Below are 12,594 nucleotides of genomic sequence, written 5' to 3' on the forward strand. Positions count from 1 at the left end.
CCAGAAGACAGCGCAAAAAAGCGTGGTATGGCAGCTTTTTCCCCGCACGACGCTCAGATTCTGGGAGGGAAATTTCGCGGCCGAGCCAAACTCGATAGCCCAAGATTTCAGCGTCGTGGAATAACCGGCTCTCCCGTTTCGCCCCTGGGCTTGCCCCCACTGCCCTCCAAAGCTCCTGTATTTTCTCTCGATAAGATGTGGCGGCCTCCAATGCCATCTTGCTTAGCGCTCATTACGCAAAACTGCCGGCGTCGGCGGAGCCACGAAAACCAACCCAAGTTCCGCCAACATCTGCGTCAAATACGGCCGGAGTTGTTGAACGTACGCTTTGGCGGACTGACTGGAAAAACGACTCCAGGGTGATTCCCCGGTAAACCAGTGACCCATGAAAGCGTCGATCACCTCGATCGGGCAGCCCAGCTCCAAAAGATACGAACGGCAAAACCGTCGATGGCTATTCACGGGCAATGCATGTCCAAACCACTCTTTCAGGTACGGCAGTAGCACCTTGGGGCACAGAGGCTGCGCTGCCTTTCCCATGAGCAGGAAACTGCTCCCCCCTTGATCGAGGACTTCCGCCGTAGCACGAGATTCGCTGACGCTCCAGGCAAATGCCTTTTGCCCTCGTAGTTGGCTCAAGAGCTCCTCGGGAAGCCACAGAAGGCGAACATGAGACCGATCTCTCGTGGTCTTGTCCGAATACACAACAAACCCCTCTTGCAGATCCTCCACCCCCTCCTGCGGAAAGGGTCTGCAACTTGCCCGGGCAGCAGTGGCGTAGCTGAAAAAGACCCACGAATAGAGCGTATAGGCATTATAGTGCTTGCGCCAAAGACGAGTGCTGTCCGAACCCCGGTCTCCAGCCGCTATGCTCCGCCAATGGTCTTGACAGCTGTGCAATTCTTCTTGCAGGCGCGCCACGACATCTCTTACCGCAGCAAGCTGTGGACGGTACACTGCGCCAATATAACCCCGAGAAGGCAAAGCAGGTGCGTTGTTCGGCGGCTCGCGCTCAAGCTCTAGCAAAATTTGCAAGACAACCGTCCGATATCGTTGCGCTAACCTTGAAATTTCCAGGGTGGTATAGAAACGTCGCACTTGGCTCAAGCGATGCCGCTTGCCGACGATCATGTCGGCCTCCGCCAAGTCGCCGCTGCTAGCCAATCTCCTCCAAAGATAGTCCTCTATTTTCGTCAGGCTCAAGTAACCACTCGGATCCACTTTGCGCAGGTATCCCTGCAACACCTTCTGGTAACGACTAACCGACCGCGAAAACCAGGATTCCTTACTAACCGCCGGATAGTGCTGGTGTAGTTGCCTCCAATATGCGCTAGCCCCAGCGACATCCGGCAACATCAAAATCTGCTCACCAACATCAGCACAGCCAGAGATACGATGCCGCGCTGCGCTCTCGTGACTGGGTACAGGAATCCGTAACAGCCACGTTGCGCCCCCTGTCTCTTCCCGCAAACTCAGCACGCGCAAATCTATTTGTTCTGCAGATGTTACCATGCGAGCCTTTCGAGCTACCTTGAGTCCGCAACCTGTCCAGAGAAGAATGCTCAGCAAAGCAATACACTCTGCCAAGATCGACGGATTTTCCTCCGACTTTTCGAGTTCCTCCAGAAAGTCGCCATCCATACGAAGGAGCAACGAGTGCAAAGCGCTGTCCGTCAGTAAATCGTATTCCCAAGGAAAAATCTGGTTCTGCAACGCCTCTGCGTGCATTTTCCCCCGCAATGCCAAAGATAGCAGAGAGGGAACTCCTTGCGATTGCAAAGAACAATCGGTATCAGCTTCAACAAATTCCTCTCCAATATTCTCTTCACTATCGATATCAAATTCTTCCTCGATACGGCGCGCATGCGCATTGCCTCGCCCCAACGCGTGGGCGACTTCTCCACCTCGTTGCCAGCGAATGGATCGCTTCGCAGGATCATCATCCGCCTTTACGATTTCGTCAGCCTGCAAAATGATGAGTGGGAGGTAACCGTGCACAGTATGGCGCTCTCGCGACCTCCCTGGACCTCGAAGCCGGAACCCGCGTTTTCGAAGATCATAGGCTTCTGCGACGTCGTAACAAAATGCTCGCAAATGGTTGTGGATTTTGGAGGAATCCAATCGGCGAAGAAGGGTAAACAAATCATGATCCCTTTCCGAAACGTGATCGCTTACTGCCTCGTCACCCGCACTCTGCTCTGAACCAGGTGGGCTGTTCTTTTCAATCTTTCGATAATTTTGCAGGGCCTCCCAGATTGCGTACATCTGCTCTGCGAACACGGCAGGAGGACGCTCTGGGCGCAATACATCCGGCGCTATCGCCGACTCCGGCAGGGATATTTCTCGTAGCGCCAAGCCACAACGGTATGTCCCTTCCAGTACTTTGTCATACGGTGCTTTTTCCCTATCTCGATAGTTGTAGGCGTAGTCCGGATGATTTCGAATCTTGGCCAGATGAGAAAGCACAATATGGCCTTGGAGCAGGCGAAAATCTAATAATTGTTCTGGTATCGTACTCGTCCAGAGCAGGGTGTAGAGGGGATGGCTAGTAGTGCACCGGTGTACCAGCGGATTTCGGAGAGCCGTGCTGGGCCGAAACGAGGATTGCTGCAAAAGATCTCCGCGAGATAGCACCCAATCCAGTAGCCTTGGCCACTTTTTTACTGGCTCCAAATAGGGTTGCCACGCAGGAAGTCTCTGTACCTGCTCAAGAATATCGCGCAGATTTGAAAAAACTGTAAAGATTTCCGTAAGATGTCCGTATACCCCCAGATCGCGGAACAGTTCCAGCATATCTTCCGTGGATATTGAATTGTCTGCTTCCAGTGCTCGGTAGAATTCCTGAAACTCTGCACAAGCAGACGGAACCGCTCGGCGCTGATGGCTACTGCCTGTTTCCAGGGCACTGGAGTCTGCCATGTATTCGGACACCCCCGCGAAAGAGACTCCTTCATTGTTGGGCAGCCATCCGTCTCTGTAAATCCTCCCTCGATCAGGGGCCTCCAGGAAGACGCCAGAAACGGGAAACCGGCCCCGCGCCCTCCAAACGGCTAAACTGGCGCCACGCTGGCTGTTGTTCAAAAGCGTGCTCTCGGTTATCCAAAGCGGCACTCATCCGATCACAGGCCTCGACGAGCAGTTGCCCTGGCATAAGTGGGCGTCCATGCCGAGGACGGTACCAATGCAATTTCAGGGCAGTGACCAAATCTGGCGATCGCTGGCGCAGCCACGCTAAATGAGGGGCAAGCACCTCTGTAGTAGCCGTCTCATGCGGAACCAGAGTTCCCTCTGTCCCCTTACGCTCTCGCGCCGAGCAACAAAGTATTTTTCCTACGTCATGCCAAAGCAGGGCTGTGCGAGCAATATCCCATTCCAAATGCGTCATGCGAGGACTCTTGCCCAGTAACCGTAGCGCCTCAAGGCTGTGTCGCAACAATCCAGCAGGTTCGGCATGATGATGCTCACGACTTGCCGGAATCGAAACCCAGCGAAGGCTGATATCTGGGTCGTGCAAAATCCGCTGACTGAAAAGACGTAACCAGGGATTTTCCACCAACCCAATCTGCGCCCACAGCTCGCGCAACAAGATCGGGGCTGGGGTGTTGAGCAGAAGCCACTGCGGAAGGGCGAGCGAGGGTTGCGACCCACTTGGCATCGAATTAGCGAGTGCGGCCAGATCCAACGTGAGAATGTCTAGTACCCGACGGTCGCGAAAAAGCCGCTCCCGTACGGTGGCCACGACTTCGACTCCATCTGGCCACGGTACTGGGTGAGGGAACCGTTGCCACCAATAAGCAGCGCAAATTTCCCCCGTAGCATCCTGTAGCGCGCAGACAGTATATGGCTGGCCGAAGCGGCTAGTTGTCTGTCGAAGCGTTTGCAAGACGAACTGTTCTCGCCGAAGTGCTTCGCTCATTTTCCGCTCCTGCTCGCCAGAATTTCGTCAAGCCGAGCCACCAGTCGTGGTAATAATAGCGCCGCCTGTGCCTCATCAATTTCCAGGAGACAGCGAAAGATCCACTGCTGCAGGACGATATCCACGTCCTGTCCGACCGGCACCTGCAGCATCGTCGCCAAGCTTTGGGCATCAGGCAAAGTAAATGCCGAGGAAAGCGCGGCAGCCAAGCGCTCGACTACGGGATTCATCGGGATTGGTCGCCCGCGGTAGGTGGCCATGGGACGGCCATCAGAGACCGACTGCGAGGTTTTAATCATGTTCGTGCCCCTCCCTCGTGGAGACGTGGGCAAGACGAGAGAGAAGAAGTCGTTCCATAGCCGATCCGTCCTGCCGAGTCAGATTCGGGACATAGCGCGAATAGATGCGAAACAACATCTCCGTCGTGCTGTGCCCCATTTGCCGGGCAATCCACTCCGGACTTTCTCCTGCTGCCAGCCATAGGGTGGCCGCAGTATGCCGGGTCTGGTAGGGGCGTCGGCGTTTTAGGCCAAGAAAACGCAGGAGCGGATACCAAACCCGCTTGGTGACGTTACCATGCTGCAGCGGTGTTCCGTCTCGGGTACAGAACACGTAATTCCCCTGCCCTGTCGCCAAGTGCTGCTCTTGGAACGCCTGATAGACCGGCAGAGACATTTCCACCGCTCGAAAAGACCCGTCGTTTTTGGTGGGCACCACTTCTCCATCGACCAAGGCCTCGTGCACCAGGATCTGTCGTCGCTGCAGATCGACTTTTTCCCAACGCAGACCATCAATTTCACTGGTCCGCAGCCCGGTAAAAAACCGAATCAAGTAGTAGTTACGAAAGTCAGCGCGCACAGTCCGCAGGATGGCCTCCACCTCCTCTAGCGAAAACGGCTGGACGTCGGTACGGGGAACCTTGAGACTTTTGATCCCATGGTAGGGTGAGGTAAACTCGTACCGGTTGGCCGCTTCATTGAGAATCATCCGCAAGGGTGTGAGGATATGGTTGATACGGGATGCAGAAAGCGCTTTTCCATTTCGGCCGGGGACTTTGGCGAGGTCCGACCGAAACGCCATAACATCTCTCTTGGTGATGAGGCCAACTCTCTTTTTCCCAAACGTTGGAATCAGATGCTTGCTCAGCGTGTTGGATACGGTCTTGATCTGCGTGTTACGCCACTGAACCCGCATTTCATCGACCCACTGCAGGGCAAACTCTTCGAAGGTTGGTGTGTCCTCGCTTTCCTCAGAGGCAATCTTGGCTGATCGCGATTGCACACGCGAAACTTCAAGTTTTTCCAGCATCTTGCTACTTGGGAAGTAGCGAGCGTAGTCAAAGGTTCCCAAGGAGATCTCCTCTTCAATGCGATCGAGAACCCTTTGCATTTTCTTGCGATTGCTTGGATTATCATCCAGCGTGGTCTGTTCACGGCACCTGATCCCGGCATATTGGAAATCAAAGAAAAGTTTCCCTGTATCAACACGATGACGAATGCTACCCATTGCAGATACCTCCGTTTGCCATGGGAATCGATACTCGTTCCGATCTGCTGAAATTTGCCATATCTCGCTCGATCATTTCCCAAATGTAGAGGATTTTTCTTCCTCCAAAGGGACGGATGTAGTGTATGCCTTCTATCAAAATCGAGTCTTTGAGGCGGTTCCGAATAGTTCTCTCGTCGTACTTTATCCTCGCCGAGAGCTCACTGGTCGTCATGTATGTCACATTTTCTTGCATCTCAGTTTCCTCTATAGTCTTGGCTATGCAGTCAGAACATCATCCAATAGGCTTTTCTGACGTTCTGAATGTAATAATATCATTCTGGAAGACTTCACGCAAGTGTTTGTCTTTGCCTAGATGAACGTCCTACCAAGTTGATTCTCTGGGAGGTGCAGGCTTGATCAAATGCCATTTATCGAAACTGATGGGGGAGAGGAAACTTCGAATCGCCGATGTGGCCGAAAAGACTGGGCTCCACCGCAACACCGTCGCGCTACTCTACAAGGAGACTGCAGCACGGGTGGAGCTGGAGACATTAAATCAGCTATGCAAGCTGTTTCGATGCGGGGTTGGCGAGATCCTCGAGTACCTTGAGGATAATCCAAAGCAAGACGCCGATAGTAACGGCGGATAAATCTTGGCACGGAAGCTTAGGATCAGGCGCGACGTTGACTTGCCTCGGTCGCCTAGGCGCAAGGCACAGTATGGCTCACCAAAGGCACAGACAGGGCACACCGAAGTAGATATCGCGAGAAAAAACATATAACTATTTGATTTTATTGGTGCGCGGTAGAGGATTCGAACCTCTGGCCTTTGGCTTCGGAGGCCAACGCTCTATCCAGCTGAGCTAACCGCGCGTAACACCGGATTCTATTTGCCCTGGGGCTGGAAGTCTAGGGCCAGCCAGTATTGCTCTGCCGAACGGGCGCGGGAGGCATCGGGTTTACGCACCACGACCTTGGCAAAGCTTGCCCGCAGTTCCCGGCGTAGGTCGTCCGCGCCCGCCCCCATGAAGACCTTCATGAGCAAACTGCCGCCAGGCACCAGCCATTCGCGAGCGAGGTCGAGGGCCAATTCGCATAGGCCGATGGCGCGCGCCTGGTCGCTCGCGGCAATGCCCGACATATTGGGCGCCATGTCGCTCATCAAGAGGTCGATACCCGCGGGAAAGGCCTCCCGGCATTGGGCAATGACTGCTTCGTCGTAGATGTCGCCCTGGATGATGAGGGCATCGGCCACCGGGTCCATGGCGAGGCGATCCACCGCCACCAGGCGCCCCTGTGGGCCGATGAGGGGGGCGGCCACCTGCGTCCAGCCGCCGGGTGCCGCGCCCAGGTCGAGCACCCGCATGCCGCGCCGGAGGATGTGGTCTTTTTCCTGAATCTCCAGCAATTTGTAGCTGGCCCGGGAGCGATAGCCTTCCTTTGCCGCCCGCTGCACGTAAGGGTCCTGAAAATGTTCCTTGAGCCAGCGCCCACTCGATTTACTGCGCGCCAATACCTTCTCCTTTTGACCCCATCTGCGGCGATCCGTACACTTCCGATCTTTAGACCAGACCCCAGAGCATACCATGCTGGACAGCAAAGCCCGACAAGACCTGCGCGCCCGCGCCCACCACCTTAAGCCGGTGATTACCGTGGGCGCCCAGGGGGTAACGACGCCGCTGCTGGCGGAGTTGGATCGCGCCCTCTTCGACCATGAGCTGCTCAAGGTGCGCCTACCGGCTCTCGACAAGGAGGAGCGCGACAGCTGTGTGCAGGCACTGGCCCAGGGCTGCGCAGCGGAGGTTGTGGGCCGGGTTGGGCGCATCCTCATGCTCTACCGGCAGCGGCCGAGCAACGCCATTTTCGTTCCGATGATCAGCAAGCCATGACCTACACTCCCTATCATCCGCAAAGTCTGGAACCGGCCCTGCAGCAGCGCTGGGAAGCAGAAGGCCGTTTTCGTGCCCCGGCCTATCCCGACGGCGAGAAGTTCTATGCCCTGGCCATGTTCCCCTACCCTTCCGGGCAGCTGCACATGGGCCACGTGCGCAATTACAGCATTGTCGATGCCATTGCCCGCTACCAGCGCATGCACGGCAAGACGGTGCTGCATCCCATGGGCTGGGATGCCTTTGGCCTGCCGGCGGAAAATGCCGCCCTCAAAAATGGCAGCGCGCCGGCGGCGTGGACCTTTTCCAACATCGAGCACATGCGCGGGCAGCTGCGACGCCTGGGGCTCTCCTACGATTGGTCGCGGGAAATCGCCACCTGTACCCCAGACTATTACCGCTGGGAACAGTGGCTGTTCCTAAAGCTCTACGAGCGCGGGCTGGTCTACCAAAAACTGAGCGCCGTGAATTGGGATCCGGTAGACCAAACCGTACTCGCCAACGAACAGGTGGTGGACGGCCGCGGCTGGCGCTCCGGTGCCCTGGTCGAGCGGCGCGAAATTCGGCAGTGGTTTTTGCGCATCAGTGCCTATGCCGACGAGCTATTGGCCGGGCTCGACTCCCTGCAAGGGCAGTGGCCGGAGCAGGTCTTGGCCATGCAGCGCAACTGGATCGGCCGCTCGGAAGGGGCGGAAATTCACTTTCCCCTGGCCGACGGCAGCGGGGTGATCAAGGTCTTCAGCACCCGCCCCGATACCCTTTTCGGTGCAACCTACCTGGCGGTGGCGCCGGAGCATCCGCTGGCGGAGCAAGCCGCTGCTGCCAATGCCCAAATAGCTGCCTTTCTCGCCCGCTGCAAGCAGGGCGCGGTATCCGAAGCCAGCCTGGAAACCCAAGAGAAGGAGGGCGTGTACCTGGGTATCGAGGTGCGCCATCCCCTCACCGGTGCCTTGCTACCGGTGTGGGCGGCAAATTTCGTGCTCATGGGCTACGGCGAGGGGGCGGTGATGAGCGTTCCCGCCCACGATCAGCGCGACTTTGAGTTTGCCCGCAAATACGGCCTGCCGCTACGAGTGGTCATCCGCGTTGATGATGCCGACCCCGGGGCCGACGAGTTGCAGGCGGCCATTACGGCGCCCGGCACTCTCATCCATTCTGCCGACTTTGATGGCCTGCCCAGTGCCGTCGCCAAGGTCGCCATAACCGAGGCCCTGGCCGCCAAGGGCTTGGGGCAGAAGACCATCAATTATCGGCTGCGCGATTGGGGTATTTCGCGGCAGCGGTACTGGGGCACGCCAATCCCGATGATCCATTGCCCCCATTGCGGGGTGGTGCCGGTGCCCGAGGCGGAGCTTCCCGTCGTCCTCCCTACCCACTACCAACTCCACGACCCGCGCTCGCCCCTGCGCGACGATCCCACTTTCCTCGAGGTCGCCTGCCCCAAGTGCGGGGCCGCCGCCCAGCGCGAAACCGATACCATGGATACCTTTGTGGAGAGTTCCTGGTATTACGCCCGCTTTGCCTGCCCCGATGCCGAGCAGATGCTCGACCAACGCGCTGCCGCTTGGTTGCCCGTAGATCAGTACGTGGGCGGGGTGGAACATGCCGTGCTGCATCTACTCTATGCCCGCTTTTTCAACCGGCTGCTGCGCGACGTGGGGCTACTACCCAAAGATGGCGCCCACGACGAGCCCTTCCGCCGCCTGCTCACCCAAGGCATGGTGCTAAAAGACGGCAGCAAGATGAGCAAATCCAAGGGCAATACCGTCGACCCGCAAGCCATCCTCGATCGCTACGGGGCCGATACGGCACGCCTTTTCATCCTCTTTGCTGCCCCGCCGGAGCAGTCCTTGGAGTGGTCGGATCAGGCCGTGGAGGGCGCCCATCGCTTTTTGCAGCGGATATGGCGAATGGTGCAGGAGTATTCCCTGCCCCTTACCCCCCTCCCCGTGCGCCTCGGCCCCGCCGCCCGCGAGCTGCGCCGAGCCGTGCACCAGTGCATCGAGCGGGTGAGCAGCAATATGGCGGAACGGCAGCATTTCAACGTTGCCATTGCCGCCTGCATGGAGCTCAGCAACCAGCTGGGGCGGGTGGAAGCCGCCCCCGGCGAGGATCTGCATGCGGTGCTGGGCGAGGGCTTGCAGGCCTTGCTCCTGCTCTTGAGCCCCTTCGCGCCGCACCTGACTGAGGCATTATGGGAGCGTATTGGCGATGGCCAAGCCCTGTTCACCCACCCCTGGCCCGAGGTCGATGCCGAGGCCCTACGCAGCGATACCGTAAGTCTGGTCATTCAGGTCAATGGCAAACTGCGGGAGCGCCTGGATTTTTCTGCCACCAGTAGCCCAGCGGAGCTGGAGCAGGCGGTGCTCACCCACCCCGACATGGCCCGCCACCTGAGCGGCAAGGAAGTCCGCAAGGTGATCGTGGTGCCCGGCCGTCTCATCAATATCGTGGTGGCCTGATGCAGCGCCGGCGCTTTCTGCTCCTTGCCGGCAGCCTAGCTCTGCTCGGCGGCTGCGGTTTTCATCTGCCCACGGGCAGCACCATTCCCCCGCGTTTGCAGGGGCTGCGCGTGGTCGCCAGCGGTCCTGCCGGCGGCGCCCTTGCCCAGGCGGTGGAGCGCGCCCTGGAGCGGGATGGCAATGTCGCCCGCCCCGATGGGCCGGTGCTCTATCTCGACAATGTCTACATCAGCCAGCGGGCGGTGAGCATCAGCCCCAGTAGCGGCGTTGCCCTGGAGTTTCTCAATACCCTCCATGGCAGCGTGCGCGTGGCGCAAGAGCAAAAGACCTTGCTCCCCGCCGAGCCTTTGCTAGTGGAGCAGAGCTTTACCTACAACAGCGGCAACCCCTTGGCCACCACGGCGCAGCAGAACGAAAGCCAGCGCCAGCTCCTCGACGAGGCGGCACGCCGGGTGCTTGCCCGCGTCCTCCTCGCCCCCGCTCTGCGCTGATGCGCGTCAAGGCACGCGACTGGCCCAACGAACTCTCGCGCGGCAAGGCCCTGGTCTGCGCCCTTTTTTCCGACGCCCCCTTGCTCCTCGAAGAGGCGGCAGCGCAAATCCAGGAGCGCTGGCGCGGCGAGGGCTTTGTCCGCTTGCAGCGGCTACCGCAAGAAGATCCCTGGAAGACCCTGCGCGAGGAGCGCGACGCCCGCGATCTCTTTGCCGAGGAGCGGATTCTGCTGCTGCGGCTCCCGGACCTGCGCCTTGGCAAGGAGGCAGCAGCGGCCCTGGAGCGCTGGCTCGCCCAGCCTCCATCCGATGCCCGCCTCCTCCTCCTCGGCCCGCGTCCCGACAGCAATGCCCAAAAACTCAAGTGGTTTCAGATCCTCGATCGCGCGCCAACGGTGGCCTGCGTGCTCTTTTACCCGCCGGAGCTGGGCGACTGGCCGCGCTGGGTGGCGCAGCGGCTGCGCCAGGCCAAGGTACGGGCGGAGGCAGACGCCATCGCCCTCCTTGCCGAACGCAGTCTCGGTAATCTCAGCGCTGCCGACCAGGCCATCCGCCGCTGGGCGGAGCTCTACCCCGGGCGGGAGCTGCGCGCCGAAGACCTCCCGGACTTACTCGGCGATAGCAGCCAGTTTTCCATTTTCGACCTCAGCGATACCGCCTTGCAGGGAGAGGCGGCGGCCACCCTGCGCAGCCTCGAACGCTTACGCAGTGCCGAGGCAGAACCGGTGCTCATCCTCTGGGCCCTGCACCGGGAGCTGCGCCTGCTGCTGCAACTGCAAGACGGCAATGCCCAGGAAATCCTGCGCCGGGAGCGCCTCTTTCCGCCGCGCAGCGACCGCCTGCTTGCCGCCGCCCGACGATTGCCGCGCCCACGCCTACTGCAGGCCCTCGGGCTATGTCAGGAGATCGACGCCCGCATCAAGGGGCAAGACCCGCGCCCCCTCTGGCCAGCCTTGGCCGACCTCGCCCTCGTTTTTTGCCAGAGCGCCAAAGTCCCGGCACAATAAGGGCTTACCCAAGCGAAAGCATCGCGGCGCCCATACCGTGGGCAGCGCCATGCCCTTGCCCAGGAGCGATAATGTCTAGCGAACTCGAAGACTTGATGCAGGATACCGGCAAGCGCGCCCGCCAAGCCCAGCGCCGCGCCTTGGGCCTCGAAGCCGGCCGCAAGAATGAGGCTCTGCAGCACATGGCCGCCTTTCTGCGCCGCGACGCCGACGACCTGCAGCGCGCCAACCGCAAAGATCTGCGCAACGCCGAACAGGCCGGGCGCGACGATGCCTTCATCGACCGCCTGCGCCTCGACGAGGGGCGTATCGAGGCCATGGCCCGCGGCTTGGAAGAAATTGCTGCCCTCCCCGATCCGGTTGGCGAGATCACCGATCTGCAAACCCGCCCCAGCGGCATCCAGGTGGGTCGTATGCGCATGCCCTTGGGGGTCATCGCCATGATCTACGAGTCGCGGCCAAATGTGACCGCCGATGCCGCAGGTCTCTGCGTCAAATCCGGCAATGCCGTCATCCTCCGCGGCGGCTCCGAGTCCTTGCACAGCAACCTCGCCATTGCCGAGCGCCTGCGTGCCGCCCTCGGCAAGGCCGGCCTGCCCCTCGACTTGGTGCAGTATGTGCAAACCGCCGAGCGCGAGGCGGTGGGCGCCCTCATCCGCCTCGATACCTATGTCGATGTCGTCATTCCCCGCGGCGGTAAGGGGCTCCTCGCCCGCATTCGCGACGAGGCCACGGTGCCGGTCATCATGCACCTCGACGGCAACTGCCATGTCTATGTCGACCGCGATGCCGACGCACAAAAAGCCTTGCAGATTGTCGTCAACGCCAAAACCCAGCGCCTCGGCACCTGCAATACCGCCGAGAGCCTGCTCCTGCATCGCGAGCGGGTAGACGACCTCCTCCTGCCCCTGGCTCAGGCGCTGCAGGAAAAAGGCGTAGAGATCCGCGCCTGTCCCGAGGCCCTGGCGCACATTCCCGGCGCCGTAGCGGCGAGCGAAGAGGACTATGCCACCGAGTATCTGGCAGCAATCATTTCCCTCAAGATCGTCGACGATCTCGATGCCGCCATTGCCCATATCAATCGCTACGGCTCGCAGCATACCGACAGCATCGTCACCGAAAATTACAGCAGTGCCCGGCGCTTTTTGCGCGAAGTCGATTCCAGCTCGGTGATGGTCAATGCCTCTACCCGCTTTGCCGACGGCTTCGAATATGGTCTGGGGGCGGAAATCGGTATTTCCACCAATCGCTTGCATGTGCGCGGTCCGGTGGGCCTCGAGGGACTGACTCTGCAGAAGTGGATCGTGCTGGGAGACGGCCATATCCGCCGTTGAGGCACCA

11 protein-coding genes and 1 tRNA gene are annotated in these 12,594 nt (G+C 59.4%); 6 read left to right on the forward strand and 6 right to left on the reverse strand.

Translation table 11 applies throughout. From position 1 onward, the window contains the following. Window positions 1-222: 222 nt before the first annotated feature. The 4 genes from RTI30_RS00985 to RTI30_RS01000 form a co-directional block, all read right to left on the reverse strand. On the reverse strand, window positions 223-2,931 hold the full coding sequence (locus tag RTI30_RS00985; protein ID WP_312274558.1) for a hypothetical protein: 2,709 nt from the start codon (window positions 2,929-2,931) through the stop codon (window positions 223-225). Window positions 2,932-2,992: 61 nt separating this feature from the next. Continuing rightward, complete coding sequence (locus RTI30_RS00990) at window positions 2,993-3,739, reverse strand: TraI domain-containing protein (RefSeq protein WP_312283313.1); 747 nt, start codon at window positions 3,737-3,739, stop codon at window positions 2,993-2,995. Between the two features lie 173 nt (window positions 3,740-3,912). After that, the gene (locus tag RTI30_RS00995) at window positions 3,913-4,215 is read right to left on the reverse strand and encodes a hypothetical protein (RefSeq protein ID WP_312260768.1); all 303 of its coding nucleotides are present in this window, start codon (window positions 4,213-4,215) and stop codon (window positions 3,913-3,915) included. Then, on the reverse strand, window positions 4,208-5,422 hold the full coding sequence (locus tag RTI30_RS01000; protein WP_312260766.1) for an Arm DNA-binding domain-containing protein: 1,215 nt from the start codon (window positions 5,420-5,422) through the stop codon (window positions 4,208-4,210). The genes RTI30_RS00995 and RTI30_RS01000 overlap by 8 nt, the downstream gene beginning before the upstream one ends. A gap of 395 nt (window positions 5,423-5,817) precedes the next feature. Here RTI30_RS01000 and RTI30_RS14255 point away from each other — a divergent pair, with 395 nt between their 5' ends. After that, a complete protein-coding gene (locus RTI30_RS14255; RefSeq protein WP_409449669.1) occupies window positions 5,818-6,054 on the forward strand; it encodes a helix-turn-helix domain-containing protein in 237 nt (78 codons plus the stop codon). A gap of 146 nt (window positions 6,055-6,200) precedes the next feature. Here the strand turns inward: RTI30_RS14255 and RTI30_RS01005 are convergent. Both RTI30_RS01005 and RTI30_RS01010 read right to left on the reverse strand, forming a co-directional pair. Continuing rightward, a tRNA-Arg gene (locus RTI30_RS01005) sits at window positions 6,201-6,277 on the reverse strand. Between the two features lie 13 nt (window positions 6,278-6,290). Then, the gene (locus RTI30_RS01010) at window positions 6,291-6,917 is read right to left on the reverse strand and encodes an RlmE family RNA methyltransferase (protein WP_312260764.1); all 627 of its coding nucleotides are present in this window, start codon (window positions 6,915-6,917) and stop codon (window positions 6,291-6,293) included. A gap of 73 nt (window positions 6,918-6,990) precedes the next feature. On the opposite strand from RTI30_RS01010, the gene yhbY reads away from it, so the two are divergent. The 5 genes from yhbY (at window position 6,991) to RTI30_RS01035 (ending at window position 12,587) form a co-directional block, all read left to right on the forward strand. After that, on the forward strand, window positions 6,991-7,293 hold the full coding sequence (yhbY, locus tag RTI30_RS01015) for a ribosome assembly RNA-binding protein YhbY (RefSeq protein ID WP_312260762.1): 303 nt from the start codon (window positions 6,991-6,993) through the stop codon (window positions 7,291-7,293). Further along, window positions 7,290-9,755 carry a leucine--tRNA ligase gene (leuS, locus tag RTI30_RS01020; protein ID WP_312260760.1) on the forward strand — a complete coding sequence of 822 codons (2,466 nt, stop codon included), beginning with the start codon at window positions 7,290-7,292 and terminating at the stop codon, window positions 9,753-9,755. Before yhbY ends, leuS begins: the two co-directional genes overlap by 4 nt. Continuing rightward, window positions 9,755-10,246 carry an LPS assembly lipoprotein LptE gene (gene lptE, locus RTI30_RS01025; RefSeq protein WP_312260758.1) on the forward strand — a complete coding sequence of 164 codons (492 nt, stop codon included), beginning with the start codon at window positions 9,755-9,757 and terminating at the stop codon, window positions 10,244-10,246. The genes leuS and lptE overlap by 1 nt, the downstream gene beginning before the upstream one ends. Then, on the forward strand, window positions 10,246-11,253 hold the full coding sequence (gene holA, locus RTI30_RS01030; protein WP_312260756.1) for a DNA polymerase III subunit delta: 1,008 nt from the start codon (window positions 10,246-10,248) through the stop codon (window positions 11,251-11,253). The genes lptE and holA overlap by 1 nt, the downstream gene beginning before the upstream one ends. A 71-nt stretch (window positions 11,254-11,324) precedes the next feature. Beyond that, entirely contained in the window at window positions 11,325-12,587 is a 1,263-nt protein-coding gene (locus RTI30_RS01035; RefSeq protein WP_312260754.1) for a glutamate-5-semialdehyde dehydrogenase, read from the forward strand. The last annotated feature ends 7 nt before the right edge of the window (window positions 12,588-12,594 follow it).

This window comes from Candidatus Igneacidithiobacillus taiwanensis (genome assembly GCF_031962545.1).
GTDB classification, from domain to species: domain Bacteria; phylum Pseudomonadota; class Gammaproteobacteria; order Acidithiobacillales; family Acidithiobacillaceae; genus Igneacidithiobacillus; species Igneacidithiobacillus taiwanensis.